This is a genomic window from Stenotrophomonas maltophilia, assembly GCF_004920835.1.
GTDB classification, from domain to species: Bacteria; Pseudomonadota; Gammaproteobacteria; order Xanthomonadales; family Xanthomonadaceae; genus Stenotrophomonas; species Stenotrophomonas maltophilia_AQ.
In genome coordinates this window covers 15,237-40,860 of record NZ_QFHO01000020.1, presented here as the reverse complement: position 1 = coordinate 40,860, position 25,624 = coordinate 15,237, and the positions used below count along the sequence as shown (strand labels likewise).

Annotated in this window: 21 protein-coding genes, 1 pseudogene and 1 riboswitch; of the genes and pseudogenes, 15 read left to right on the top strand and 7 right to left on the bottom strand. The window is 67.0% G+C overall.

Annotation, left to right across the window (positions count from 1 at the left end):
• The 6 genes and pseudogenes from murC (at window position 1) to lpxC (ending at window position 6,884) form a co-directional block, all read left to right on the top strand.
• Window positions 1–1,437 carry a UDP-N-acetylmuramate--L-alanine ligase gene (murC, locus tag DI041_RS14440; protein ID WP_012510048.1) on the top strand — a complete coding sequence of 479 codons (1,437 nt, stop codon included), beginning with the start codon at window positions 1–3 and terminating at the stop codon, window positions 1,435–1,437.
• Window positions 1,434–2,396, top strand: a complete 963-nt coding sequence (locus tag DI041_RS14435) for a D-alanine--D-alanine ligase (RefSeq protein WP_136638863.1) — start codon at window positions 1,434–1,436, stop codon at window positions 2,394–2,396. Before murC ends, DI041_RS14435 begins: the two co-directional genes overlap by 4 nt.
• Window positions 2,393–3,070: pseudogene (locus DI041_RS14430) on the top strand (cell division protein FtsQ/DivIB); the annotation flags it as partial. The gene DI041_RS14435 and the pseudogene DI041_RS14430, both read left to right, overlap by 4 nt.
• A gap of 68 nt (window positions 3,071–3,138) precedes the next feature.
• Window positions 3,139–4,374: a cell division protein FtsA gene (gene ftsA / locus DI041_RS14425; RefSeq protein WP_005408083.1), complete on the top strand. Its 1,236-nt coding sequence runs from the start codon at window positions 3,139–3,141 to the stop codon at window positions 4,372–4,374.
• Between the two features lie 170 nt (window positions 4,375–4,544).
• Window positions 4,545–5,780, top strand: coding sequence for a cell division protein FtsZ (gene ftsZ, locus DI041_RS14420; protein ID WP_004143720.1), 1,236 nt, complete (start codon window positions 4,545–4,547; stop codon window positions 5,778–5,780).
• Window positions 5,781–5,972: 192 nt separating this feature from the next.
• Window positions 5,973–6,884 (top strand): UDP-3-O-acyl-N-acetylglucosamine deacetylase, encoded by a 912-nt coding sequence (gene lpxC, locus DI041_RS14415; protein WP_046982702.1) that lies wholly within the window; start codon window positions 5,973–5,975, stop codon window positions 6,882–6,884.
• Window positions 6,885–7,166: 282 nt separating this feature from the next.
• Here lpxC and DI041_RS14410 read toward each other — a convergent pair whose 3' ends face one another.
• Window positions 7,167–7,616: a DciA family protein gene (locus DI041_RS14410; protein WP_012510050.1), complete on the bottom strand. Its 450-nt coding sequence runs from the start codon at window positions 7,614–7,616 to the stop codon at window positions 7,167–7,169.
• Window positions 7,617–7,628: 12 nt separating this feature from the next.
• Here DI041_RS14410 and DI041_RS14405 point away from each other — a divergent pair, with 12 nt between their 5' ends.
• The 3 genes from DI041_RS14405 to DI041_RS14395 all read left to right on the top strand — a co-directional run bounded on the left by DI041_RS14405 (window position 7,629) and on the right by DI041_RS14395 (window position 12,637).
• Window positions 7,629–8,585: a M23 family metallopeptidase gene (locus tag DI041_RS14405; protein WP_012510051.1), complete on the top strand. Its 957-nt coding sequence runs from the start codon at window positions 7,629–7,631 to the stop codon at window positions 8,583–8,585.
• Between the two features lie 250 nt (window positions 8,586–8,835).
• The gene (secA, locus tag DI041_RS14400; protein WP_136638864.1) at window positions 8,836–11,568 is read left to right on the top strand and encodes a preprotein translocase subunit SecA; all 2,733 of its coding nucleotides are present in this window, start codon (window positions 8,836–8,838) and stop codon (window positions 11,566–11,568) included.
• Window positions 11,569–11,680: 112 nt separating this feature from the next.
• The gene (locus DI041_RS14395) at window positions 11,681–12,637 is read left to right on the top strand and encodes a Nudix family hydrolase (RefSeq protein WP_046982705.1); all 957 of its coding nucleotides are present in this window, start codon (window positions 11,681–11,683) and stop codon (window positions 12,635–12,637) included.
• A 98-nt stretch (window positions 12,638–12,735) separates the two neighbouring features.
• Here DI041_RS14395 and DI041_RS14390 read toward each other — a convergent pair whose 3' ends face one another.
• Together DI041_RS14390 and metF are read right to left on the bottom strand one after the other, a co-directional pair.
• A complete protein-coding gene (locus tag DI041_RS14390) occupies window positions 12,736–13,320 on the bottom strand; it encodes a DUF4124 domain-containing protein (protein ID WP_136638865.1) in 585 nt (194 codons plus the stop codon).
• A 40-nt stretch (window positions 13,321–13,360) separates the two neighbouring features.
• Window positions 13,361–14,188: a methylenetetrahydrofolate reductase [NAD(P)H] gene (metF, locus tag DI041_RS14385; RefSeq protein WP_004143823.1), complete on the bottom strand. Its 828-nt coding sequence runs from the start codon at window positions 14,186–14,188 to the stop codon at window positions 13,361–13,363.
• 205 nt (window positions 14,189–14,393) lie between these two features.
• Between metF and DI041_RS14380 the strand changes: the two genes are divergently transcribed.
• From DI041_RS14380 to DI041_RS14370, 3 genes are read left to right on the top strand one after another with little or no spacing between them, the layout of a single operon-like run.
• The gene (locus DI041_RS14380; protein ID WP_136638866.1) at window positions 14,394–15,320 is read left to right on the top strand and encodes an alpha/beta fold hydrolase; all 927 of its coding nucleotides are present in this window, start codon (window positions 14,394–14,396) and stop codon (window positions 15,318–15,320) included.
• 36 nt (window positions 15,321–15,356) lie between these two features.
• Window positions 15,357–16,406 carry a sensor histidine kinase gene (locus DI041_RS14375; protein WP_136638867.1) on the top strand — a complete coding sequence of 350 codons (1,050 nt, stop codon included), beginning with the start codon at window positions 15,357–15,359 and terminating at the stop codon, window positions 16,404–16,406.
• Window positions 16,403–17,134: a LytR/AlgR family response regulator transcription factor gene (locus DI041_RS14370; protein WP_136638868.1), complete on the top strand. Its 732-nt coding sequence runs from the start codon at window positions 16,403–16,405 to the stop codon at window positions 17,132–17,134. The genes DI041_RS14375 and DI041_RS14370 overlap by 4 nt, the downstream gene beginning before the upstream one ends.
• A gap of 6 nt (window positions 17,135–17,140) precedes the next feature.
• Here DI041_RS14370 and DI041_RS14365 read toward each other — a convergent pair whose 3' ends face one another.
• A complete protein-coding gene (locus DI041_RS14365; protein ID WP_136638869.1) occupies window positions 17,141–18,655 on the bottom strand; it encodes an amidohydrolase family protein in 1,515 nt (504 codons plus the stop codon).
• A 136-nt stretch (window positions 18,656–18,791) separates the two neighbouring features.
• Here DI041_RS14365 and DI041_RS14360 point away from each other — a divergent pair, with 136 nt between their 5' ends.
• Together DI041_RS14360 and DI041_RS14355 are read left to right on the top strand one after the other, a co-directional pair.
• Window positions 18,792–19,349: a DUF3228 family protein gene (locus tag DI041_RS14360; protein ID WP_046982711.1), complete on the top strand. Its 558-nt coding sequence runs from the start codon at window positions 18,792–18,794 to the stop codon at window positions 19,347–19,349.
• A 135-nt stretch (window positions 19,350–19,484) separates the two neighbouring features.
• Window positions 19,485–20,093, top strand: coding sequence for an energy transducer TonB (locus DI041_RS14355; RefSeq protein WP_248298474.1), 609 nt, complete (start codon window positions 19,485–19,487; stop codon window positions 20,091–20,093).
• 70 nt (window positions 20,094–20,163) lie between these two features.
• Here the strand turns inward: DI041_RS14355 and DI041_RS14350 are convergent, their stop codons facing one another.
• The 3 genes from DI041_RS14350 to ahcY all read right to left on the bottom strand — a co-directional run bounded on the left by DI041_RS14350 (window position 20,164) and on the right by ahcY (window position 22,750).
• On the bottom strand, window positions 20,164–20,649 hold the full coding sequence (locus tag DI041_RS14350; protein WP_136638870.1) for a hypothetical protein: 486 nt from the start codon (window positions 20,647–20,649) through the stop codon (window positions 20,164–20,166).
• Window positions 20,649–21,122, bottom strand: coding sequence for a Cys-tRNA(Pro) deacylase (gene ybaK, locus DI041_RS14345; RefSeq protein WP_136638871.1), 474 nt, complete (start codon window positions 21,120–21,122; stop codon window positions 20,649–20,651). The genes DI041_RS14350 and ybaK overlap by 1 nt, the downstream gene beginning before the upstream one ends.
• A 182-nt stretch (window positions 21,123–21,304) precedes the next feature.
• Window positions 21,305–22,750: an adenosylhomocysteinase gene (ahcY, locus tag DI041_RS14340; protein WP_136638872.1), complete on the bottom strand. Its 1,446-nt coding sequence runs from the start codon at window positions 22,748–22,750 to the stop codon at window positions 21,305–21,307.
• 36 nt (window positions 22,751–22,786) lie between these two features.
• Window positions 22,787–22,869: riboswitch (S-adenosyl-L-homocysteine riboswitch) on the bottom strand.
• A 120-nt stretch (window positions 22,870–22,989) separates the two neighbouring features.
• Here ahcY and DI041_RS14335 point away from each other — a divergent pair.
• On the top strand, window positions 22,990–25,512 hold the full coding sequence (locus DI041_RS14335) for a S9 family peptidase (protein ID WP_136638873.1): 2,523 nt from the start codon (window positions 22,990–22,992) through the stop codon (window positions 25,510–25,512).
• Window positions 25,513–25,624 lie beyond the last annotated feature (112 nt).

The window sequence follows — 25,624 nt, the reverse complement described above, 5'->3', positions numbered from 1 at the left end:
ATGATCCGTCGCCTGCACGACACCAACGATCTGGTGCGCGCGTTCCCGCGCGTGCATTTCGTCGGCATCGGCGGCACCGGCATGAGCGGTATCGCCGAAGTGATGCTGACGCTGGGCTATGAGGTGTCCGGCTCGGACAACGCCGACAACGTGGCGACCCGTCGCCTGGCCAGCCTGGGGGCGCGCATCATGCGCGGCCACTCCGCAGCCAACGTGCTGGGCACCGACTGCGTGGTGGTCTCCAGTGCCATCCGCGAAGACAACCCGGAACTGATGGAAGCGCGCAGCCAGCGTATTCCGATCATGCCGCGTGCGGCGATGCTGGCCGAGCTGATGCGCTTCCGCCGCGGCATCGCGGTGGCCGGTACCCACGGCAAGACCACCACCACCAGCCTCACCGCTGCGGTGCTGAGCGAAGGTGGCCTGGACCCGACGTTCGTGATCGGTGGCCAGCTGCTGGCTGCCGGTGCCAACGCCAAGCTGGGCGGTGGACAGTGGCTGGTGGCCGAGGCCGACGAAAGCGATGGCAGCTTCCTGCGCCTGAATCCGCTGATGTCGATCATCACCAACATTGATGCCGACCACCTGGAGAACTACGGCAACGACTTCGCGCGGGTGCAGGCGGCGTTCGCCGAGTTCCTGCAGCGCCTGCCGTTCTACGGCCTGGCGGTGCTGTGCATCGATGATCCCGAAGTGGCTGCGCTGGCCGCCAAGACCCCGCGCCACGTGATGAGCTACGGCATGAGCCCGCAGGCCGACGTACGTGCCGAGAACGTGGTGCAGGAAGGCTCGCGCATGCGCTTCACCCTGCGCCTGCCGCAGGGCACCAGCCAGGAAGTGGTGCTGGCGCTGCCGGGCAAGCACAACGTACTCAACGCGCTGGCCGCCGCTGCGGTGGGCTGGCAGCTGGGCGTTGCGCCGGACGCGATCGCGCGTGCGCTGGAAGGTTTCGCCGGTGTTGGCCGTCGCTTCAACGATCTGGGCGAAGTGACCACCGCCAGCGGCGCCAAGGTCCGCATCATCGACGACTACGGTCATCACCCGAGCGAGCTGGAGGCGGTGTTCGCCGCCGCCCGTGGTGGCTGGGCTGACAAGCGTCTGGTGGTGGCCTTCCAGCCGCACCGCTACAGCCGTACCCGCGACCAGTTCGACAAGTTCGCCGCGGTGCTGTCCAGCGTCGATGCACTGGTGCTGAGCGAGGTCTACCCGGCCGGCGAGGAACCCATTGCCGGTGCCGATTCGCATGCGCTGGCCCGCGCCATCCGTGCGCGTGGCCGCAGCGAGCCGGTGGTGGTGGGCAAGGCCGCCGAGCTGGCCAGCGTGCTGCCGGACGTGCTGCAGGACGGTGACCTGCTGCTGATGATGGGCGCCGGCGACATCGGTGCCGTGGCCACCCACATCGCGGTGGAAGGCTTCAAGGGGGAGGGCGAGGCGTGAGCGCGCTGACCTTCCCGCCGCTGCGAGTGACCGACCCGGCTGTGTTCGGCCGCGTCGCCGTGCTGCTCGGCGGCAGCTCCAGCGAACGCGAGGTGTCGCTGGATTCCGGCCGCAACGTGCTTGAAGCCCTGCAGTCGCGTGGCGTCGATGCGTTCGCGGTGGATGGCATTCCGGCGCTGGCCAAGGCGCTCGCAGCCGGTGGCATCGATCGCGTGTTCAACATCCTGCACGGCCACAACGGTGGCGGTGAGGACGGCATCGTGCAGGGCCTGATGGACGCCTTCGGCGTGCCGTACACCGGCTCGAACGTGCTGGGCTCGGCGCTGAGCATGGACAAGATCCGCACCAAGCAGGTGTGGCTGTCGCTGGGCCTGCCGACCCCGCAGTACCGGAAGGTCACTGCCGAGGACGTGCACGCCAATGCCGCCGAACTTGGCCTGCCGGTGGTGGTCAAACCGGCCAACGAGGGCTCCAGCGTGGGCATCAGCCGGGTTACCGATGACGCCGGCCTGGACGAAGCGGTGGCCCTGGCCGCGCGCTACGACGGCCAGCTGCTGATGGAACAGATGGTGGTGGGCGACGAACTGACCGTGGCCATCCTCGGCGATGTCGCGCTGCCGTCGATCCGCATCGTGCCCAAGGGCCAGTGGTACGACTACAACGCCAAGTACATCGCTGAAGACACCCAGTACCTGTGCCCGGGCCTGGACGGTGATGCCGAAGATGAAATCCGCCGCATTGCGCTGGCTGCATTCCGTGCTGCCGGCTGCCGTGGCTGGGGCCGCGTGGACGTGATGCGCGACCGCGACAGCGGCCGCTTCTTCCTGCTGGAAGTGAACACCGCGCCGGGCATGACCAGCCATTCGCTGGTGCCCAAGGCCGCACGCCAGGCCGGCATCGGTTTCGAGGAACTGGTGTGGCGCGTGCTGGAACAGACTCTGGAGGCATCGCACGCATGAACGCGCTGCTGCGCATCTTCGTCTGGCTGTTGGCCCTGTCGGTGGTTGCACTGCCGGTGGTGGCCGTGGTCAATGGCTGGGTCGGCGCCGAGCGCTGGCCGCTGGCGAAGCTGCGCGTGCACGGTGAGTTCAAGCGGGTGCCGGCCGAGCAGTTGCAGCAGGTGCTGATGCCGTATGCGCGCTCCGGTTTCTTCGCAGTCAAGCTGCAGGACGCGCAGGACGCGCTGGAAAAGCTGCCGTGGGTGGAGAGCGCGCGGGTGCGCAAGCAGTGGCCGGACGTGCTGGAAGTGACCCTGGTCGAGCACAAGCCGTTCGCGCGCTGGGGCAACGACCGCCTGGTTTCCGAGCAGGGCAAGCTGTTCCCGACGCCGAAGAAGCTGGCCGACCTGGCGCTGCCCGAACTGGACGGCCCGGACAGCCAGACCGAAGAAGTGATGAAGCTGTACAGCGACTCGCGTGCATTGTTCGCACCGGCCGGCGTGGACGTGCGCCGGGTGACGATGGATGCGCGCGGCAGCTGGTCGCTGGTGCTCAGCAATGGCACCGAAGTGGTGGTCGGCCGCGATGACGCGCGCTCGCGCATGCAGCGCTTCGTCAAGGTGCTGCCGCAGCTCAACCGTCAGGACGCGCCGATCGAGCGCGCCGACCTCCGTTACACCAATGGTTTCACGCTGAGCTGGGGTACCCCGGCCACGTCGGCGAAAACGCCGGCGACCCCGGCCAGAAGCACGCAGGAAAGAACATGAATCGCAAGGGTGACAAATCGCTGATCGTTGGCCTGGACATCGGCACCTCCAAGGTGGTGGCGCTGGTGGGTGAGTACTCGCCGGGCAATCCGATCGAAGTGATCGGCATCGGCTCGCATGAATCGCGTGGGCTCAAGCGCGGCGTGGTGGTGGACATCGAATCGACCGTGCAGTCGATCCAGCGCGCGGTGGAAGAAGCCGAGCTGATGGCCGGCTGCGAGATCCGCTCGGTGTATGCCTCGATCTCCGGCAACCACGTGCAGTGCAAGAACTCGCCCGGCATCGTGCCGATCCGCGACGGCGAAGTGACCTGGGGCGACCTGGATCGCGTGCTCGATGCGGCCAAGGCGGTGGCGATCCCGGCCGACCAGAAGATCCTGCACGCGATTCCGCGCGAGTACGTGCTGGACGATTCGCAGGAAGGCATCCGCAACCCGGTCGGCATGACCGGTGTGCGCCTGGAAGTGCATGCACACCTGGTGGTGTGCGCGCAGTCGGCCGCGGCCAACATCAGCAAGTGCGTGCAGCGCTGCGGCCTGCAGGTGGACGACCTGGTGCTGTCCTCGCTGGCCTCCAGCGTGGCTGTGCTGACCGCCGACGAGCGCGAGCTGGGCGTGGTGCTGGTCGACATGGGCGCCGGCACCACCGACATCGCGGTGTTCGTGCAGGGTGCGATCTGCCACACCGCCTCGCTGCCGATCGCCGGCGACCACGTCACCAACGACATCGCGCACATGCTGCGCACGCCGACCCCGGAAGCCGAGCAGATCAAGGTGCGCTACGCCTGCGCCCTGGCCCAGCTGGCGACTGCCGAGGAGAGCATCCAGGTACCGTCGGTGGGCGATCGTCCGCCGCGTCGCATGCCGCGCCACTCGCTGGCGCAGGCGGTGCAGGGCCGTTACGAGGAAATCTTCGAGATGGTTCAGGCCGAACTGCGCCGCTCCGGCTTCGAGGAACTGGTGCGCGCCGGCATGGTGCTGACCGGTGGTGCTTCGAAGATGGAGGGCGTGGTGGAGCTGGCCGAGGAAATGCTGCAGATGCCGGTGCGCGTGGGCATCCCGCAGCACGTCACCGGCCTGGGTGAAGTGGTCGGCAACCCGGTACACGCCACCGGCGTGGGCCTGCTGCTGATGGGCAGCCAGATCGAGCACCCGCGCCGGCCGTCGCTGCCGACCGGGCGCGCGGGAAGCATGTTCAAGAAACTCAAGACGTGGTTCCGCGGCGAGTTCTGACGCGGAACCGGTAAACCCCGGCATCGCCCGGGCGCAACACCCGCAGTACCCGCAACACAACGCAGCACCGGCAACACACAACCCACACAGCCGCAACGCCGGCATGCAGCAGGAAGGCAGGACGCCCGAATGCCCATGCCAGCCGAAGCGGATACAACGAGGACACGGACATGGCGCATTTTGAACTGATCGAAAAGATGGCACCCAATGCGGTGATCAAGGTGGTTGGCGTGGGCGGCGGCGGCGGCAATGCCGTGGCGCACATGGTCAACTCGGCGGTGGATGGCGTGGAGTTCATCACCGCCAACACCGACTCGCAGGCCATCAAGAATTGTGGTGCCAAGCTGCAGCTGCAGCTGGGTACCAACGTGACCAAGGGCCTGGGCGCAGGCGCGAACCCGGAAGTCGGCCGCCAGGCTGCTCTGGAAGATCGTGAGCGCATTATGGACGCGCTGCAGGGCGCGGACATGGTGTTCATCACCGCCGGCATGGGCGGCGGCACCGGCACCGGCGCTGCGCCGGTGGTGGCACAGCTGGCCAAGGAAATGGGCATCCTGACCGTGGCCGTGGTCACCAAGCCGTTCCCGTTCGAAGGGCGTCGCCGCATGCAGGTCGCGCTGAAGGGCATCGAAGAGCTGAGCCAGCACTGCGACTCGCTGATCACCATCCCGAACGAGAAGCTGATCACCGTGCTGGGTCGCAACGCGACCATGATCCAGGCCTTCCGTGCCGCCAACGACGTGCTGCAGGGCGCCGTGCAGGGCATCGCCGACCTGATCGTGCGTCCGGGCCTGATCAACGTCGACTTCGCCGACGTGCGCACCGTCATGTCCGAAATGGGCCTGGCAATGATGGGTACCGGCACCGCCCGCGGTGATGACCGCGCGCAGGCCGCTGCCGAATCGGCGATCCAGAACCCGCTGCTGGACGACGTGAACCTGGCCGGTGCCAACGGCATCCTGGTCAACATCACCGCCGGCGCCGACTTCACCATGGCTGAGTTCGACGAGATCGGCCGAACCATCGACGGCTTCGCTTCGGAAGATGCAACCGTGGTGGTGGGTACCGTGCTCGACCCGGACATGCAGGACGAAGTGCGCGTGACCGTGGTCGCCACCGGCCTGAACCGCGTCTCGGCCAGCAAGTCCCAGCGTCCGGGCGAGCGTGCGCCGATCAAGCTGGTCCGCAACGCCACCACCGGCCAGCCGGAGTTCGGCGAGTTCGACAATGGCGGCGACGCCGTGTCGAAGGCGGTGGGTGGCATGGGCCTGGGCCTGCGTCGTGCCAGCAGCGATACCGCGGCAGCCTCCGCTCCGTCGGCCCCGGCCGCTTCGGCCCCGGCGGCGGCGGAACTGCCGAACGATTACCTGGACATCCCGGCCTTCCTGCGCCGCCAGGCGGACTAAGCGGCCCGGCCCGGGGCTTGTCCTCCCCGGGTTGCGCCACCATGTCCTGAAAACGCGGGCGCCGGGCCAGGATGGGCCCGGCCGCCCTGCTTCACGCGTGTCCTACCGGCGCGCCGGTGTGTCCTGCCGGCGTTTCAGTCGGGGTAGGGGACCCTGCGTGTTAATCTAATGTGTCACTTCCGGTCCACCCCCATGATCCAGCAACGCACCCTCAAGAACACGATCCGCGCCACCGGCGTTGGCCTGCACAGCGGTGACAAGGTCTACATGACCCTGCGCCCGGCACCGGTCAACCATGGAATCGTGTTCCGCCGCGTGGACCTGGACCCGGTCGTGGAAGTGCCGGCCAAGGCCGAACTGGTCACCGAAGTGACCCTGTGCACCGGCCTGACCTGCAACGACGCCAAGATCCAGACCGTCGAACACCTGATGTCGGCGCTGGCCGGCCTGGGTGTGGACAACATCATCGTCGAACTGTCCTCGGCCGAGCTGCCGATCATGGACGGTTCGGCCGGTCCCTTCGTGTTCCTGCTGCAGTCGGCAGGCATCGTGGAACAGGGTGCGCCCAAGCGCTTCATCCGCGTGCTGAAGACGGTGGAAGTGACCGAAGGCGACAAGGTGGCCCGCTTCACCCCGTACGAGGGCTACAAGCTGGGCTTCACCATCCAGTTCGACCACCCGATGATCCCGGCCAAGCAGTCGCGCCAGGAAATCGAGTTCTCGACGCTGGCCTACACCAAGGAAATCTCCCGCGCGCGCACCTTCGGCTTCATGCGCGACCTGGAGTACATGCGCGAACGCAACCTGGGCCTGGGCGGTTCGATGGACAACGCCATCGTGCTGGACGAGTTCCGCGTGCTCAACGAAGACGGCCTGCGCTACGCCGACGAATTCGTGCGCCACAAGATCCTCGACGCGATCGGCGACCTCTATCTGGCCGGTGGCCAGGTGCTGGGCGCCTACGAGGGCTTCAAGTCCGGCCACGCGCTCAACAACAAGCTGGTGCGGGCGCTGATGGCCGACGCCACCGCCTGGGAATGGGTCAGCTTCGACTCGCCGGCCACCCCGGACCCGGTCGAGTATGCGACGCCGGCTTACGCCTGATCCACATAGGTTGTTGAATTCAAAGACAAAAACGCCGCCTTCAAGGGCGGCGTTGTCGTTTCAGGCGCCCGCCGCGCATTCAGCGCGCTTGAGGGGCGTCAAGGCCGGTTCGAGGTCACGGTTTTGTGAACCTGTTGGATCGGAAGCCTGAATTTAACGTAGTTTTAACAACAATCTAACGACAGGGCCCCGGATGGCAGCTAGGATGCGACCCGGCCCCCGAAATGTTTCACGCCGTGGTGACACGCGCGACGGGGAGCGGAGCCGGATGCTCCGTTGTCATCAGGACCGTTTCTTCGGCTTTGAAGGAACGTCCTGCAGGCAAGCCAAGGCGTCGCGTAGCCCTTTGTGCGTGGCGGCTGAAACTGCGTGGGGTCCATTCCGGTTGTCGAGCGCTGGGGAGCGCGTGGGAGTGGAGGACGCAGTCTTGATGGTCACCTTGGTGGCCTTCAGCCCGATGGAACGGGCCGCGTCGAGCAACTGGGCTTCGGCAAGCCGCAACTTGGCATGCCAGACCGGGGATTCGACGAGAAAAACGAGGTGTTCCCCGTCCACATTGGCCAGCCGGCAACGGCTGCGCAGAGGTGGCGGCAACTGGGGGCGCAACTGACGGTCCAGCGCGTCGAGCCACAAGGCACGCCGCAGCGGGTTCCCGCTTTTGTCAGCCATCACCGCATCCAGCGCCGGTTTGGGCTTGGAGGCGGGGCGAACGCTGGATTTCGGCTCAGACATGAAAACTCACTGATGGCATTCAAAAAGATCGTAATCAAAACGCGTGAAGGACAGGCCAAATCGTCGCCCATCGCGCGTTTGCGGTTCTATTTCGAGGACCGCCCCCGTGCCCTGCTGGGCAGCGTGCTCGGGGTAGGCTGCATTATCGGCCTTGCTGGCGGCATTGGCGCCAGCGCGCTGAATGATTCCCGGCTGCAGGCCAAGGTCGAGCGCCAGGACGCGGAGCTGGCCAAGGTCCGGCGCGACGCGCAGACCCAGGTCAACGCGCTGGCAGCCCGCCTTGGCGAGCTGCAGGCCCAGGCCACCCGCCTCAACGCCCTCGGCGAACGCCTGACCCAGATGGGCAAGCTGGAAGACGGCGAGTTCGACTTCAACGAGACCCCCGGCCTCGGTGACGGCGATGCTGGTGGCCCGACCACCGACATCCCGGTCAAGGACGTCAACGCCGACTTACAGGTGCTGGAGCAGCGCTTCGCTGCTTCAGGCCGCCAGCTGTCGGTGATGGAATCGCTGATGTTCGACCACCAGCTGCAGCAGAACGCCGTGCCGTCGCGCATGCCGATCCGCAACAGCTACGTGACCTCCGGCTTTGGCACCCGTGCCGACCCGTTCGGCCGCGGTGCGGCCACCCACAAGGGCATGGACTTCCACGCCAGGGTCGGTGACCCGGTGATGGCCGTGGCCGAAGGCGTGGTCAGCTTCTCCGGCGTGAAGGGCGGCTACGGCAACGTCGTCGACGTCGACCACGGCAATGGCTATGTCACCCGCTACGCGCACAATTCGCGCCTGGTGGTGAAGGTCGGCGACCTGGTCCGTGCCGGCCAGGAAGTGGCCAAGGCCGGTTCCACCGGCCGTTCGACCGGTGCCCACGTGCACTTCGAGGTGTGGGAGAACGGCAACGTGGTCAACCCGCGCAAGTTCCTCGGCGACGGCGGCAACACGCCGGTCGGCCGCATCAGCCGCGGCTGAACCCTGGTCTGGGGTCAGAGCCCATTCGCCATGGCGAATGGGATCCGACCCCGATCCCGCACGGGGTCGGATCCCTTCCGCAGCGCGGAAGGGCTCTGACCCCATCGCCGAAGGGTTGAAACCTCAGCCGGCCGTCCCAAGCTACAATGGGTGTTGCCATCGACAGGGCGCCAGGCGCCCTGTTTCGTTTGCGACGGACGGATCCCAAGGGGGAGGCCGGGCGTCGTGTCCATCCAACCCGGTTCCTTCAATGATCAACAGCCTGCTTACCCGCGTATTTGGCAGTCGTAACGAACGACAGCTGCGCCAGCTCAACCGCATCGTCGCCAAGATCAATGCGCTGGAGCCGGAGATCGAGAAGCTTTCCGACGAGCAGCTTCAGGCCAAGACGCCGGAGTTCAAGCAGCGCATCGCCGATGGTGAAGCCCTGGACAAGGTGCTGCCGGAAGCGTTCGCGGTCTGCCGTGAAGCCGGCCGCCGCGTGCTGGGCATGCGCCACTACGACGTGCAGCTGATCGGCGGCATGGTGCTTCACCTGGGCAAGATCGCAGAAATGCGCACCGGTGAAGGCAAGACCCTGGTGGCAACCCTGCCGGTGTACCTCAACGCGCTGGAAGGCAAGGGCGTGCACGTGGTCACCGTGAACGACTACCTGGCCCGCCGCGACGCCGCGCAGATGGGCAAGCTGTACAACTGGCTGGGCCTGAGCGTGGGCGTGGTATACCCGGGCATGCCGCACAGCGACAAGCGCGAAGCCTACGCCTCGGACATCACCTACGGCACCAACAACGAATTCGGTTTCGACTACCTGCGCGACAACATGGCGCTGTCCAAGGCCGACCGCTACCAGCGCGGCCTGCACTACGCCATCGTCGACGAAGTCGACTCCATCCTGATCGACGAAGCGCGTACCCCGCTGATCATCTCCGGCCCGGCCGATGATTCCCCGGAGCTGTACATCCGCGTCAACCGCGTCGTGCCGAACCTGGTCAAGCAGGAAGTGGAAGACGGCGAAGGCGACTTCTGGGTCGACGAAAAGGGCAAGCAGGTGCACCTGTCCGAAGCAGGCATGGAGCACGCCGAGCAGCTGCTGGTCGAGGCCGGCATCCTCAATGCCGAGACCGAAGGCCTGTACGCGCCGCAGAACCTGACGGTGGTCCACCACCTCAACGCCGCGCTGCGCGCGCATGCGATCTACCAGCGTGACGTGGACTACATCGTGCGCGATGGCGAAGTGGTCATCGTCGATGAGTTCACCGGCCGCACCCTGTCCGGCCGTCGCTGGTCCGATGGCCTGCACCAGGCGGTGGAAGCGAAGGAAGGCGTGCCGGTCCAGCGCGAGAACCAGACGCTGGCCAGCATCACCTTCCAGAACCTGTTCCGCATGTACAAGAAGCTGTCCGGCATGACCGGTACGGCCGATACCGAAGCCTTCGAATTCCAGAGCATCTACGGCCTGGAAGTGGTGGTGATCCCGACCAACCGCCCGACCATCCGCAAGGACAGCCCGGACCAGGTGTTCCTCAACCGCAAGGGCAAGTTCAACGCGGTGCTGGCCGACATCGAAGAGTGCGCCAAGCGTGGCCAGCCGGTGCTGGTGGGTACCACCTCGATCGAAACCTCGGAAATGCTGTCCGAGCACCTGCGCAAGGCCGGCGTGAAGCACGAAGTGCTCAACGCCAAGCAGCATGACCGCGAAGCGACCATCGTCGCCAATGCCGGCCGCCCGGCCGCGGTCACCATCGCCACCAACATGGCCGGCCGTGGTACCGACATCGTGCTGGGTGGTTCCCTGGAAGCGGAGATCCATGAGCTGGGCGAGGACGCCACCGATGCGCAGAAGGCCGCGGTCAAGGCCGATTGGCAGCAGCGCCACGAAGCGGTGAAGGCTGCCGGCGGCCTGCACATCGTCGGCACCGAGCGCCACGAATCGCGCCGTATCGACAACCAGCTGCGTGGCCGTTCGGGCCGCCAGGGTGACCCGGGTTCGTCCCGCTTCTACCTGTCGCTGGAAGACAACCTGATGCGCATCTTCGCCTCCGACTGGGTGCAGAAGGCCATGCGCATGATGGGCATGAAGGAAGACGACGTCATCGAGGACCGCCTGGTCAGCCGCCAGATCGAGAAGGCGCAGCGCAAGGTCGAGGCCCACAACTTCGACATCCGCAAGAACCTGCTGGACTTCGACGACGTCAACAACGACCAGCGCAAGGTGATCTACGCCCAGCGCGACGAGCTGCTGGACGCCGAGTCGGTGAAGGACAACGTGGATGGCATCCGCGACGACGTGATCTTCGACATCGTCGCCCGCTTCGTGCCGCCGAACTCGATCGACGAGCAGTGGGACCTGCGTGGCCTGGAAGCGACCCTGGAGTCGGACTTCGGCCTGCAGATGTCGCTGACCGGTCTGGTCAAGGAACACGAGGAGCTGGACGCCGAGGCGATTGCCGCCAAGGTGCAGGAGCGCGTCAACCAGCACTTCGCCGAGAAGGAAGCCGGCGTGGGCGAAGAGACCATGCGCGCGCTGGAGAAGCACGTGATGCTGACCGTGCTGGACCAGAGCTGGAAGGAGCACCTGGCACGCATGGATTACCTGCGCCAGGGCATCTACCTGCGTGGTTATGCGCAGAAGCAGCCGAAGCAGGAGTACAAGAAGGAAGCCTTCGAGCTGTTCTCGGACATGCTGGAGAACGTCAAGCGCGAAGTGGTGACCCTGCTGTCGCGCGTGCGCATCCGCAGCGACGAGGAAGTGCAGGCACTGGAAGCGGCCGAGCGCCAGCAGGTCGAAGCCCGCCTGAGCCAGTCGCAGTTCCAGCACCAGGACGTTGGCAGCTACAGTGCCGACGAGGAAGCGGCGCAGGTGCAGGCCGCCCAGCAGGGCATCGCACAGGCGCAGCGTGACGAGCCGAAGATCGGCCGCAACGATCCATGCCCCTGCGGCAGTGGCAAGAAGTACAAGCACTGCCACGGCCAGCTGAGCTGACCCGAAGAGCCCCGCGAAAGCGGGGCTTTTCTTTCATGGCGGCTGTTTCGCGCGGCTGATCCGGCCAGATCCGAGATTGCGCGGCCCGCCCTGTTCTGGGCATGCTTCCCCCATGCCTTCCCCCACCCGATCGATCCACGTCGTGGCCGCCGTCATCACCGACGCCCGTGGCCGCGTGCTGCTCAACCGCCGTACCGAGAACCGCGACATGGCCGGCCTGTGGGAATTCCCCGGCGGCAAGCGCGAATCCGGCGAAACCTCCGAACAGGCGCTGGTGCGCGAGCTGCGTGAGGAACTGGGTATCGAGGCGGATGTCGGCGAGTGGCTGATGGACGTGCCACAGCGCTACCCGGACAAGCACCTGACCCTGGAAGTGCGCCATGTACGTAGCTGGAAGGGCACCCCGCGCGGGCGCGAGGGCCAGGCGATCACCTGGGTGGCGCCGGACAAGCTGGGCCGCTACTCGATGCCGCCGGCCGACCTGCCAGTGGTGGCCGCCCTGCGCCAGCCCGACAGCTACCTGATCACCCCGGCGCCGGCCGACGATGACAGTGGCATACAGCACTGGCATGAGCAGCTGCAGCGCGCGGTAGGCGCGGGCCAGCAGCGCATCCAGTTGCGCCTGCCTCCGACGCATCCACAGCGGCAGGCGATGCTGGAACAGGCCCTGCGCACGCATCGGCGCAGCGGCGTGCAGTGGCTGCTCAACCGCGATATCGAACTGGCGCGCGCACTGGGCGTGGGCGTGCACCTGGGCAGCGAACAGCTGCTGGAACTGGAGAAACGACCGCTGCCAGAGGGGCAGCTGGTTGCCGCGTCCTGTCATGACCTGCGGCAGCTGCAGGCTGCGCAGCGGCTGGGCTGTGACTTCGCCGTGCTGGGCCCGGTGCAGGCCACGGCCAGCCATCCCGCTGCCACACCGATGGGCTGGGATGCCTTCGCCGCATTGCGCGCGCAGGTATCGCTGCCGATCTATGCACTGGGTGGCATGGGCAGCGGCCACATCGCCGAGGCGCGCCGCCATGGCGGGCAGGGCATCGCTGCGATTCGCGGGCTGTGGCCAGCGTAACGCCGTGCACGCGGGGTCAGAGCCCTTTCCGCTGGAAAGGGATCCGACCCCCACCGGATGCAGTAGATCCACGCCATGCGTGGATGAACCCCTCCCGATTACAACGTGATCCAGAAACACCCGTATTGCCGTCGCAATCCCAGCACCGTCGAAGCGCGCGACGCGCTGCCGGGCAGCGTCTGCTCCAGGCGCAGACCGACCGGATGCCGCGCGGCACGAGGCTCAGGGTCGGATCCCTGCGCAGCAGGGCTCTGACCCTGCTCCTGCGAGGACGCCAGCGCCTGTGACGGATACACCGGCACCACGTCCACCAACGGCCGCCGCGCCAACGATTCCAACTGGCCGAGGATACGTTGTGCGCCTGCGTCGGAGACTGCGCTCCACAGGTACAGCGAAGACAGCCGGTTCACATCGTTGCTGACGATGCCGGTGCGCAGCGCTTCCACCAGCTCACTCAACCGTCGCGGACAGCGCGCGCCCAGGGTATCGCGCGGCATCGTGTTGCCGGCGGGCGCAGGCGGTGGCAACCGCGACCGCGCGCCCAGGCTGTCGCAGGGCCGGTCGGTGTAGACACTCTGGCCCTGCGCATCGGTGCAGCGGTTCAGGCGCATGGACTGCGCATGGGCAGCGCTCGTTGCCGACCACAGTGGCAACAGCATCAGCAGGAAGAAAAGCCGGTTCATCGACGCAGGGTAGCGCCGTTCAAGGCGGTGTGGCGTGCTTTCAGCCCTGCAGCAGCTTCAGCACCGAGGTGGTCGGCTTGGCCAGATTCAGGGTGTAGAAGTGCAGGCCGGGCGCGCCGCCTTCGATCAGCCGTTGGCACAGCCGGGCCACCACTTCGGTGCCGAATGCACGCACCGATTCGGCGTCATCGCCATAGGCCTGCATCTTGCGGCTGATCCAGCGCGGAATCTCCGCACCACACTGCTCGGAGAAGCGGCGCAGCTGGCTGAAGTTGGCGATCGGCATGATGCCCGGGGTGATCGGCACCTGCACGCCCAGCCGCCGCACTTCATCGACGAAATGGAAGTAGGCGTCAGGGTTGAAGAAGTACTGGGTGATCGCCGCATCGGCACCGGCGTCGATCTTGGCCTTGAAGTGCTTCAGGTCGGCCAGTGCGTCGGAAGCCTGCGGGTGCGTTTCCGGATAGGCGCCCACTTCGATGTGGAACGCATCGCCGTGCTCGGCACGGATGAAGTCGATCAGTTCGGCGGCATAGCGCATGTCGCCGGGGAAACCCATGCCCGAGGGCAGGTCGCCGCGCAGCGCGACCAGACGCCGGCAACCGATCGCGCGGTACAGCTTGAGCAGCTCGCGGATTTCCTGACGGGTGCCGCCGACGCAGGACAGATGTGGTGCGGCATCGAAGCCATGGTGCTGGTTGAGGTGGCGCACGGTCTCCGAGGTATAGCTCAGGGTCGAGCCACCGGCACCGAAGGTGCACGACACGTACTCGGGGCCGTAGTCCTTCAGCTTGGCGGCGGCGCGGTCCAGCTGGCTGCGCTGTTCGTCGGTCTTGGGCGGATAGAACTCGAAGCTGATGGCGGTCATGGCACGGGCGGCAGCGGCGGGTGCGGACCAGTATATCTCTTCATCAAGATAGATGTTGTCAATTTTGTGCGGGTGTACACCGTCCGCCGCCTGCGACCGTTCGCCCCGGCACCCGGCCGTTGCTCCGGAATCGCAACCGGGGTGCCGCCGCTGCGGCCACGCTGACCCCAGACCCGGCAACACCCACCCGATGAAGGAGCAGACGATGAAGATCTTCCTGGCACTCTGGTACGCACTGAAGGCGCTGGCCCGGCTGGTCATGATCGGCATGGCGATGGCCGTGCTTGGCTCCGGTTCGGCCCATGCGGCCGCCGCCACCGGCACCGGCAAGGTGCAGGTCGAGGTGGTCGGCAAGGGCCGCCCGCTGCTGCTGATCCCCGGCCTGAACAGCAGCGCTGAGGTCTGGCGCGAGACGTGCCTGGCGCTGAAGGATGTGCAGTGCCGCCTGGTGCAGCTGCCCGGCTTTGCCGGCGCCGCACCGGCCGATCCGCGCCCGGCCGAATTCCTGCCGGCGATGCGTGGGCAGCTGCTTGCCTACCTGCATGACCAGCACCTGGGCCCGGTGGTGGTGATCGGCCACAGCCTCGGTGGCCTGCTGGGGCTGCAGATGGCGCAGGCCGAGCCGGCGGCGGTCAGCGCACTGGTGGTGGTCGATGCGTTGCCGTTCCTGCCGGCCGCGCGTGACCCGAACGCCACGGCTGACAGCGTGCGGCCGATGGCCGACCAGCTGCGCAAGGGCATGCTCGCCGCCGATGCCGCGCAATGGCAGGCGCAGTTGAAGGCAGGTCTGCCGGGGATGACCCGCGATCCGCAGCACCAGGCGGAGCTGGGCCGCTGGGGCGAGGGCAGCGACCGCCAGACCACGGCCGATGCCATGCATGCGGTGATGACCACCGACCTGCGCGGCAGCATCGCCTCGATCAGCGCACCAACCCTGGTGCTGGGCAGCTGGGCCGGCTACCAGCCGATGGGCGCTACCGAGGACAGCACCCGGGCGGTGTTCCAGGCCCAGTACGCGAAGCTGCACGGCGTGCAGATCGCGATGAGTGCGCGGGGCTTCCACTTCCTGATGTGGGATGATCCGCGCTGGTTGCAGGAGCAGGTGCAGCGTTTCCTCGCCGCACATCCCTGACCGTTGTCCGCCCTCCTGCCACCGCCGAGAGCCCGCATGGACGCCACCACGTCATCCCGTCGTTTCTGGACACTCAACGCGTTGGCGTGGGCCGGCTACGCGATGTACAGCCTGTGGGTCGGGATGCGGATCGGGGGCGGCGTACTGTTCAGCGGCGTGGCCTTGATCAGCGTCAGCATCGCGGTCACGCTCTGGCTGTGCAGCGGTGCATTGCGTTCGGTCGCGCTGCGCCAGCGCTGGTGGGACGGCGGGCTGGGCCTGCTGGTGTTGAAGCTGGCTGCCGGGGTGATGATCGGCGCCAGCGTTGCACAGGCGGTGACGGCTGCACTGCTGCTGCCGTCGCTGGCACTGGACTGGGTGCGGTTGCCCGGAGGGCACGCCGACTACCAGTGGTCCTCGCTGCTGGTGTACTGGATGAACACCGCGCTGTTCCTGCTGATGTGGACCGGCCTGTGGGCCGGCCTGCATGGCCTGCGCCGCGCACGCCACAGTGAGCTGGCCCGCCTGCGTGCCGAAGCCGAGCGCAGTGCGCTGGAACGCGATGCCCTGCGCGCACGGCTCAATCCGCACTTCATGTTCAACGCGTTGAACAACCTGCGTGCCTTGATCCTGGAAGATCCCGAGCGCGCACGCGACATGGTCACCCGCTTGTCGCGCACGCTGCGCCAGGCGCTGGCGCACAACCGCAGCGAGCAGGTGACTCTGGCCGAGGAACTGGCGGTGGTCGACGACTATCTCGCCATCGAGGCGATCCACTTCGAACAGCGCCTGCAGGTGCAGCAGCACATCGATGCCGATGCCACGCAGGCGCAGTTGCCGGCGATGGCGTTGCAGCTGCTGGTGGAGAACGCGATCAAGCACGGCATCGCCAGTCGCCCGGGTGGTGGTGACGTGCAGATCCGTGCCACGCTGGACAATGATGTGCTGCGCCTGCAGGTGGACAACCCACTGGGCGGCGTCAGCGAGCCCACGCATGGCCATGGCGTCGGCCTGGCCTACCTGCGTGCCCAGCTCGGCACGCGCGGTCGTTTCATCCTGCAGCCGGTTGGTGACCGCATGCAGGCCCTGCTGGAGATTCCGCAATGAGTGGCGTGCTGCGCGTGTTGATCGTTGATGATGCGCGGCTGGCGCGGCAGGAGCTGCGCACGCTGCTGTCGGCGCTGCCGTGGGTGCAGTGCGTGGGCGAGGCCGACGATGTGCCTGCCGCACGCGAGGCGATCGCCACGCTGGCGCCGGACCTGGTGCTGCTGGATGTGCAGATGCCCTCCGGCAGTGGCTTCGATGTGCTGGATGGTCTGGAGACGGTGCCGGCCGTGGTGTTCGTCACCGCCTACGACACCTACGCAGTGCGCGCGTTCCATGCCAATGCGTTGGACTATCTGGTGAAGCCGGTGGAAGCGCCACGGCTGCTGGAGGCGCTGCAGCGGGCACGTGAGCGAGAAGTCGTGGCGGCAGAAACGCCGGAATCTCGCGGCACGCTGGGCGCGCAGGACCAGGTGTTCGTGCGCGAGGGCGAACGCTGCTGGTTCGTGGCGGTGTCCGAAATCCGCCGGCTGGTGGTGGATGGCAACTACACGCGGTTGTGGTTCCGCGACCAGAACGCGCTGCTGGCCCGCAGCCTGAGCGCGCTGGAGGCACGCCTGCCGCAGGATCTGTTCTTCCGTGCCAACCGCAACACGCTGGTCAACCTGCGGCGCATCCGTGGTGTGACGCCCAGCATCGGCGACGGCTACGACCTGGCACTGGATGACGGCAGCGAGGTGGAGGTGTCGCGGCGGCAGGCGCGTGAACTGCGCGAGCGGATGGCGTTGTAGCTGCCGCTACAGCTCGGCACTGACCGGGCTGGTGATGAAGCCCCACAGCAGGCGCGCCATCACCGCCGGTGAACGTGCCTGCGCACGAGCGTAGGCAAGCAGTGCATCCAGCCGCGGGCGGTCGTAGAGGTGCCCGGCCAGAAGCACCGCGTGCACACGACGGGTGTTGGCGGTGTCCTGGAGCGGATTGCCATCGAGCAATACCAGGTCGGCGGCTTTGCCGACTTCGACACTGCCATGCAACGCCTGCAGGTCAAGATGGCGCGCCGCGTGCAACGTTGCCGCGCGCAGCACCTCGGCCTGGCTCAGGCCTGCCTGCCGCAGCCACTGCAGTTCATCGTGATAGCGCAAGGCGCCCAGCCCGGTATCGGTGCCGACCAGCACGCTGACGCCGGCACGGTGCGCGGCACCGGTGAGGGCCAGTCCATGCGCGAAGTACGCCTTCAATGCATCTTCGCCGCGCAGGCCAGGATAGCGTTCGGTGGTGGCCGTCAGATCATCGCGCCATGCCCAGCGCGAAAGTGGATCCAGATAGGCCAGGCGCGGATCGTCGACGAACGCCGGATCACGTGCGCGTGCATCCTCTTCGCGGGTGACATGGGTCGGCACGAACGCGGCGCCGCTGGCCTGCATCAAGCCGAATGCCTCATTGCACACGGAAGGCTGGTAGCCGCCGACCATGCGTTCGGCCAGTGCGGTCGGGTCTTCGCCATCCAGCGTACCGCCGCGCCACGCGGCAGCGTTGTCGAAGCAATGACGCACGAACAGATGGGCGTGTTCGAAGCTGCGCTGGCCTGCCTGCACCGCGTCTTCCAGAGGCACGGCCCTGGGCAGGTGGCCGACCAGCGGACGGCGCAGCTGCTGCGCCTCGGTGGCCAGCCGCTGGTAGGTATCCGCACGCAGCCGATTGTAGACCTTCAACGCGTCGACGCCGCGCGCGCTGTACGTGCGTGCACGCCCGGCGGCGGCCTCCGGCGCAAGCGACGGATCTTCGAAGTAGAAACTGGCGATCTGCACGAAGCGCGGTGCCGCCTGCTGCCCGGCAATGGCCTGTGTGGTCCAGCGGCGCTTGTCGGCCACGCAGGCGATCAGCGGATCGGCAGCCTGCGGGCAGTCCATCATGTCGCGGGTGCCGGTGATGCCGTTGGCCAGCATCAGCGGGAACTGCAGCTGCGGCGACAGCTGCAGGACGTGGGTGTGCATGTCCCAGAAGCCGGGCAGCAGCCAGCGGCCACCGGCGTCGAAGACCGGCAACGCTGTATCGGCAACGCCTTCGCCGACGGCGGTGATCGTGCCGTTGCGGATGGTGACCGTGGTGGGTTCACTGGCTTGGCCGCGAATGACGTCCACCACCCGCGCATTGATGATCATCCGGTTGTCGCCGACCTCGGGCAGCGGCGGTGCACGCAGCGGCCAGAGCAGGGCGGCGATGAACAGCAATGGCGGTGCCAGCAGGACGACCGCCAGCACCTTCAGCCATCGGCGGCGGACGGGGTGGGGCAACGCGCGTGCTGCTTCCATGAGCCGGCGATCCTTGCGGTGGGTCGTGCGCAGGGTGCGGCAAGAGGGCGGGGGATGCCAGTGACCATCGGCATGCCGTCCTCCCTGGCGCCGGGGCGGTTACCCTGTGCAGCGGATTCCCTGACCACGCCGCGCCATGTCCATCGTCCTTACCGATTTCGCCCGTCCCCGCCTGTTCCCGCGCGTGCCGCGCGGCAACACCATCCAGGACTGCACTGCCGAGCAGTTCGAGGCACACCTCAATGCGCACGCGCCGCTGAAGGTACTCGACGGCTACGCCCCGTTCTGCAAGTTGTTCGTCTACGAGAACTGGACCAGCACGCGCTGCCTGACGGTGCCGGTCACCGACGCCAACCGTCATCTGCTGCGTAGCGGCTACGAGGCACGCAATCGCGAGGAGCTGCCGGTGCTGGTGCGCTGGTTCGAGGGTGTGGAGTCGCCGCGTGCGAGCTACCTGGTGGTGATCCTGTACAGCGCCGAGCAGCTGGCGAAGGAAGGTTCACCGATCGAGGCCGACTGGGGCATCGTCGGCTGCATCTACACCGCCGAGCCCGAGGAAGTGCCGATGGCGCCGATCACGATGATGCGCAATGCGCTGGGCGTGGAAGAGGGCGGCTCGGGCGTGCCGCTGGATCGCGAGGCCTACCGGCGTTCCGTCCAGTTCTGGGAGAACAACGCCAACTGGCGTCCCTGACTCGGATCCCCGTAACGCGGGGCGCTGACCCGATCATTCGACCCCATGCGCCCGTGCCATGCCCGGCTGATCTATGATCGGGCCAGACCAACGCACGGAGGGCGGAGCATGGGTACCTGCGCAAGGATGATCCTGATGGTGCTGGCTGGCCTGCTGCCGGCCACCACAGCACTGGCGGCGGCGCCGGTTGCAGAGACGGCCTGTTCGCCCTTGGCGGCGGTTCCGGGGCTGCGCGACAGGGGCGTGACCGCGTTGTCGATGCGGCCCGAGGGGGGGCGTTGCGTGGTCGAGGTGACCGCTGCCGGCGGCAAGGCGCTGCTTCGGCAGCAGCAGATGCTGAATGTACTGGCACAGCATGCCTGTGCAGCGCCTGCGGAGGTGACAGTGGACGGCGCGCAGATGTCTCTTCAGTTGCGCCTGCCGAAGCATTGCGCGGCGCGCGGCGGCCGGGACCTGTTCGCGGGCGAGGGCATCCCGTGGATGCAGCCACGCGGCGTGTCGCCACGCTACCCACCAGAGGCCATGCAGCAGGGACTTTCCGGACGCAGCCAGCTGAAGGCGCTGATCGATGCGCAAGGAACCGTTGCCGCGGTGATCGTGGAGACCTCCAGCGGCTACGCGCTGCTGGATGAAGCGGCGGTGGAAGAACTGCGCGGCTGGCGTTTCGTCCGCGCCGACGCGAAGAGCACGGTGCCGGAGTTGACCATCGTGCGCGTGCCGATGCGGTACGAATTGGTGGAGTGATAGCGATCCACGCACGGCCCGGAGCTGCGCGCTGCCGCAGTAGCGCCACGCCATGCGTGGCTGCATCCCGTCAGGCGGCCATCCACTCCCACCAAGGGTAGTGGTACTCGCGGTCGATGGCCTGCCAGTGCCGGGCGCACTGTGTGCAGGCAACCGCGTGGCACTCGCCCCAGCCACCTTCGGCTTCGCCCACCGAAAGCAGCCGCATCTGCCCCTGTTCAAGCAGACGACGGGGATCGAAGAACGGGTAGCCGGGATTGAGCGCACACAGGCAACCCTCGCGCGCACGCCAGTAGCGCAACCGTTTCAGCGCGGCTTTCAGGTGCGCCTGATTGCTGATCAGCATGCCACCGAGCGCGATGCCCTGGCAGCGCTGCTCGATCAGGTCCGCGTGCGTGGCCAGTGCTTCCAGCGAGGACGGGCTGAACAGCCGTGCGACCGTGCGTGCGGCGTTGGTGATGCGCGCGCCGTCGCGCGACAACAGGTCCTGCAGCAATACATCGGCCTGTGCGTCCTCAAGGCGGGGCGGTAGTGCGGCGGACCACGGCCAGCGCATCAGCGCGCCTTGCCGATGGCAGCGAAGTGGCCGCCGGTCAGGTGCAGCAGGTCGGCCGGTGTCAGCTCCACTTCCAGGCCACGGCGGCCGGCGCTGACATGCAGCGTGGGCAGCACCTGCGCGCTGGTATCGAGGAAGGTGCGCAGGCGCTTCTTCTGCCCGAGCGGACTGATGCCGCCGACCAGGTAGCCGGTCGCACGCTGCGCGGCATCGGCCGCAGCCATTTCGCACTTCTTGCACCCGGCGGCTTCGGCCAGCGCCTTCAGGTCGAGCTGGCCGGCCACCGGCACGATCGCCACCAGCAGTTCGTGTGTCTCGGTGCTGGCCAGCAGGGTCTTGAACACCTGGGCCGGGTCGAGGCCGAGCTTGTCGACGGCTTCTCCGCCATACGATTCGGCGTGGGCGTCGTGCACGTAGCTGCGCACGGTGTGGGCGATCTTCTCGCGCTTGAGCAGGTTGATGGCCGGAGTCATGGGCACATCGTAGCGTGGCGTGGAGGCGTTGCCTTGACCGAGGCTCGCCCCTCGGTCCGGTGGACGCGTGGTGCATGGCTCCACGCAAACGCAGAACGGGCGCCCGAAGGCGCCCGTTCTTCCTGCTTCCGTTGCTGGGGTCAGAGCCCTTTCCTGCGGAAAGGGATCCGACCCCGGCACGATCAGTAGCGGTAGTGGTCCGGCTTGAACGGGCCTTCCACCGGCACGCCGATGTAGTCGGCCTGTTCCTGGCTCAGGGTGGTCAGCTTCACGCCGATCTTTTCCAGGTGCAGACGCGCCACTTCCTCGTCCAGCTTCTTCGGCAGCAGGTACACCTTGTTCTCGTAGCTGTCCTTGTTGGCCCACAGGTCGATCTGGGCCAGGGTCTGGTTGGCGAACGAGTTGGACATCACGAAGCTCGGGTGGCCGGTGGCGCAGCCCAGGTTGACCAGGCGGCCTTCGGCCAGCAGGAAGATCGCATTGCCGTTCGGGAAGATGTACTTGTCCACCTGCGGCTTGATGTTGACGTGCTGCACGCCCTTGAAGCCCACCAGCGCATCGACCTGGATCTCGTTGTCGAAGTGGCCGATGTTGCAGACGATGGCCTGGTCCTTCATCGCGCTCAGGTGCTCGATGCGGATGATGTCCTTGTTGCCGGTGGTGGTGACGTACAGGTCGGCACGGCCCAGGGTCGATTCGATGGTGTTGACTTCATAGCCTTCCATCGCCGCCTGCAGGGCGCAGATCGGGTCGATCTCGGTGACGATCACGCGCGCGCCGTAGGCACGCAGCGACGCGGCGCAGCCCTTGCCGACGTCACCGTAGCCGCAGACCACGGCGACCTTGCCGGCCAGCATCACGTCCATCGCGCGCTTCAGGCCATCGGCCAGCGACTCGCGGCAGCCGTACAGGTTGTCGAACTTGCTCTTGGTGACCGAGTCGTTGACGTTGATCGCCGGGATCAGCAGGGTGCCGGCCTGCGCCAGCTGGTACAGGCGGTGCACGCCGGTGGTGGTTTCTTCCGAAACGCCCTTCCAGTCCTTGACCACGCGGCCCCAGTAACCCGGGCGCTCCTTGGCAACGCGCTTGAGCAGGTTCTTGATGACCTGCTCTTCGTGCGATGCAGCCGGCTCGTCGACCCAGGTGCTGCCGTTTTCCAGTTCGTAGCCCTTGTGGATCAGCAGGGTGACGTCACCGCCGTCGTCGACCACCAGCTCCGGACCGGTCAGGGTGCCGTCGGCCAGGGTGAAGGTCAGCGCGTCCAGGGTGCAGTCCCAGTACTCTTCCAGCGACTCGCCCTTCCAGGCGAACACCGGGGTGCCGGTAGCAGCGATGGCGGCAGCAGCGTGGTCCTGGGTGGAGAAGATGTTGCACGAGGCCCAGCGCACGTCGGCGCCGATGTCCTTCAGGGTCTCGATCAGCACCGCGGTCTGGATGGTCATGTGCAGCGAACCAGTCACGCGCACGCCCTTCAGCGGCAGGCTGGCGGCGTGCTTGCGGCGGATCGACATCAGGCCCGGCATCTCGTGCTCGGCGATGTCCAGTTCCTTGCGGCCCCAGTCGGCCAGGGTGATGTCGCGGATCTTGTAATCGCCTTCGGTGGAGAAGGTCTTGGCAACAGCATTCATGCAATAGCTCCGGTTGTGGACGAGCGGATGCTCGCTTCTGGCCGGGCGCCGTTGTTGCAGTACCACCTGGCCGAGCCTGGCCGGCCTCAAGGGATCCGGTCGCAGCGCCCCTCGGCAGGGGAGGACGGCCATTATATCGCGCCTCCGGTGTGACACGCCGATGACCCAACCATCGGCAGGTGGGCCGGCGGGCATGGCCTGTTAAGGTCGTTGTTTTCACGCATCACACAGGTGGAACGATGAGCATGCACCCGCGCCGCAACCGGCGCTTGACAGGCCTGGTCCTGTCGATGGCCCTGCTGGCGGTGGCTCCGCTGGCGCTGGCCGCTGCGCCAAAGGCCGCTCAGGGCCAGACGCAGGCGCAGGGCGCCACCGGCTACGAGCTGCCCTCGGCGGCGCTGCAGGCGGTGGTCGACGCGCCACGCGCACCCTCGCTGTACCTGTCGCCGCGCCGCGACGTGGCCGCGATGATGCAGATGCCGTCGCTGCCGTCGATCCAGGTGGTGGCGCAGCCGGAACTGAAGCTGGCCGGCCTGCGCATCAACCCGCGCACGTTCTCCGACAGCCGCTTCAGCTTCGGCGAGAAGCTGTGGCTGATGAACGTGGCCGACGGCAAGGAACGGCAGATCAGCGGCCTGCCGGCCAAGCTGTCGATCGCCAGCGTGATGTGGTCGCCGGACCAGAAGTGGCTGGCGTTCAACCAGGTCGATGCCGCCAGCGGCGCCAATGAACTGTGGCTGGTGGATATGGCCGGTGGCAGCGCCCGTTGTCTGGTCGCCGGCCTGAACACGGTGATCGGCAGTGGCTACCAGTGGCTGCCGGACAGCCGCGGGTTGGTGGTGTTCACGCGCCCGGCCAACCTCGGTGCGGCTCCGGCCGCCGATGGCATCCCGACCGGTCCGGCCGTGCAGCAGACCAGCCAGGGTGGCGGCGTGGTGTCGATCCGCACCTACCAGGATCTGCTGAAGAACGAGGCCGACGCGCGCCAGTTCGATTACTACGCGACCACCCAGCCGATGGAAGTCAGCCTGGATGGCAGTACCCGCGCGATCGGCGCGGCCGGCATCTTCATGGGCTTCGCTGTGTCGCCGGATGGCCGCTTCGTGCTGCGCCAGCCGGTGCAGCGCCCGTACTCGTACGTGGTGCCGGTAAGCAGCTTCCCGCGCCGCATTGAAGTGATCGACCGTGCCAGCGGCAAGCTGGTGCACACCGTGGCCGTGCGTCCGCTGGTGGAAGGCCTGCCGACCGGCAACGATGCCGAAGTGACCGGCGTACGCGATATCAGCTGGCGCGGTGATGCCGATGCCACCCTGGTCTGGGCCGAAGCGCAGGATGGTGGCGACCCGAACAAGGACGCCAAGGTGCGCGATGCGGTGCTGATGCAGGCCGCGCCGTTCGACACGCCGCCGGTGACGCTGGCCCAGCTTGGCAGCCGTCTGGCCGGCATCAGCTGGGGCCGCGGTGACCTGGCGCTGCTGACCGAATCGTGGTGGAAGACGCGCAAGACCAAGACCTGGCTGATCGCCCCGGACAATGCCAGCGCCGAGCCGCGCCTGCTGTGGGATCGTGACGCGCAGGACCGTTATTCCGATCCGGGCCGGCCGCTGTTGTCCAGCGACGACCGCGGCCGCTCGCTGCTGCAGACCAGCACCGATGGCAGCAGCCTGTATCTGGCCGGTGCCGGTGCATCGCCGGAAGGCGATCGTCCGTTCGTGGACCGCTTCGATGTCGCCACGGGCAAGGCCTCCCGCCTGTTCCACTCGCAGGCGCCGAGCTACGCGCTGCCGGTGGCGCTGCTGGACAACCAGGCCAGCTCGCTGCTGCTGAGCCGCGAGAGCCCGGACGAGCCGGCCAACTTCTACGTGCAGTCGCTGGCCGACGCTGGTGCTGCGCCGCGTGCGTTGACCCACTTCGCGCATCCGCTGCCGCAGCTGAAGGGCGTGCAGAAGGAACAGATCCGCTACAAGCGCAAGGACGGAGTAGATCTGACCGCGACCCTGCTGCTGCCGCCGGGCTACGACCCGAAGCGCGACGGTCCGCGCCCGCTGCTGATGTGGGCCTACCCGGGTGAGTTCAAGAGCGCTGCCGCGGCCAGCCAGGTCACCGATTCGCCGTACCGCTTCAATGCGGTCAGCTACTGGGGCCCGCAGGCGTTCCTGGCCAAGGGTTATGTGGTGCTGGCCAGCCCGTCGATGCCGATCATCGGCGAGGGCGACAAGGAGCCGAACGACACCTATATCGAACAGCTGGTGGCCAACGCGCAGGCGGCGGTGGATGAAGTGGTGCGTCGTGGCGTGACCGATCGCGATCACATCGCCATTGGCGGTCATTCCTATGGTGCGTTCATGACTGCCAACCTGCTCGCGCACACGCGCTTGTTCAAGGCCGGCATCGCCCGCAGTGGTGCCTACAACCGCACGCTGACGCCGTTCGGTTTCCAGGCCGAGGAGCGCAACTACTGGCAGGCGCAGGATGTCTACCAGAAGATGGCGCCGTTCAATTACGCCGACAAGATCAAGGATCCGATCCTCTTCATCCACGGCGTGGACGATAACAACTCCGGTACGTTCCCGATCCAGAGCGAGCGCATGTTCGCTGCGGTGAAGGGTCTGGGCGGCACCGCGCGCCTGGTGATGCTGCCGAACGAATCGCATGCCTACCGCGCGCGCGAATCGATCATGACGATGCTGGCCGAGAGCGAGCGTTGGCTGGAGCAGACCATCGGCCCGGCCGATCAGGACAAGGCCAAGAAGAAGCGCTGACCGGACCCGGTAGTGCCGGCCAGCGGCCGGCACTACCAGATGAAACCATTTTTGCATCGCAGCACGACGCCCGTTCTGGTTTAGGCTTGGGGTCTGGATCCGTTGACCGAGG

Bases quoted from the DNA above. Each gene is read 5' to 3' on its own strand.
- murC (WP_012510048.1), top strand. From the start codon at position 1: ATGATCCGTCGCCTGCACGACACCAACGATCTGGTGCGCGCGTTCCCG.
- ftsA (WP_005408083.1), top strand. From the start codon at position 3,139: ATGAATCGCAAGGGTGACAAATCGCTGATCGTTGGCCTGGACATCGGC.
- ftsZ (WP_004143720.1), top strand. From the start codon at position 4,545: ATGGCGCATTTTGAACTGATCGAAAAGATGGCACCCAATGCGGTGATC.
- lpxC (WP_046982702.1), top strand. From the start codon at position 5,973: ATGATCCAGCAACGCACCCTCAAGAACACGATCCGCGCCACCGGCGTT.
- DI041_RS14410 (WP_012510050.1), bottom strand. From the start codon at position 7,616: ATGTCTGAGCCGAAATCCAGCGTTCGCCCCGCCTCCAAGCCCAAACCG.
- DI041_RS14405 (WP_012510051.1), top strand. From the start codon at position 7,629: ATGGCATTCAAAAAGATCGTAATCAAAACGCGTGAAGGACAGGCCAAA.
- secA (WP_136638864.1), top strand. From the start codon at position 8,836: ATGATCAACAGCCTGCTTACCCGCGTATTTGGCAGTCGTAACGAACGA.
- DI041_RS14395 (WP_046982705.1), top strand. From the start codon at position 11,681: ATGCCTTCCCCCACCCGATCGATCCACGTCGTGGCCGCCGTCATCACC.
- DI041_RS14390 (WP_136638865.1), bottom strand. From the start codon at position 13,320: ATGAACCGGCTTTTCTTCCTGCTGATGCTGTTGCCACTGTGGTCGGCA.
- metF (WP_004143823.1), bottom strand. From the start codon at position 14,188: ATGACCGCCATCAGCTTCGAGTTCTATCCGCCCAAGACCGACGAACAG.
- DI041_RS14380 (WP_136638866.1), top strand. From the start codon at position 14,394: ATGAAGATCTTCCTGGCACTCTGGTACGCACTGAAGGCGCTGGCCCGG.
- DI041_RS14375 (WP_136638867.1), top strand. From the start codon at position 15,357: ATGGACGCCACCACGTCATCCCGTCGTTTCTGGACACTCAACGCGTTG.
- DI041_RS14370 (WP_136638868.1), top strand. From the start codon at position 16,403: ATGAGTGGCGTGCTGCGCGTGTTGATCGTTGATGATGCGCGGCTGGCG.
- DI041_RS14365 (WP_136638869.1), bottom strand. From the start codon at position 18,655: ATGGAAGCAGCACGCGCGTTGCCCCACCCCGTCCGCCGCCGATGGCTG.
- DI041_RS14360 (WP_046982711.1), top strand. From the start codon at position 18,792: ATGTCCATCGTCCTTACCGATTTCGCCCGTCCCCGCCTGTTCCCGCGC.
- DI041_RS14355 (WP_248298474.1), top strand. From the start codon at position 19,485: ATGGTGCTGGCTGGCCTGCTGCCGGCCACCACAGCACTGGCGGCGGCG.
- DI041_RS14350 (WP_136638870.1), bottom strand. From the start codon at position 20,649: ATGCGCTGGCCGTGGTCCGCCGCACTACCGCCCCGCCTTGAGGACGCA.
- ybaK (WP_136638871.1), bottom strand. From the start codon at position 21,122: ATGACTCCGGCCATCAACCTGCTCAAGCGCGAGAAGATCGCCCACACC.
- ahcY (WP_136638872.1), bottom strand. From the start codon at position 22,750: ATGAATGCTGTTGCCAAGACCTTCTCCACCGAAGGCGATTACAAGATC.
- DI041_RS14335 (WP_136638873.1), top strand. From the start codon at position 22,990: ATGAGCATGCACCCGCGCCGCAACCGGCGCTTGACAGGCCTGGTCCTG.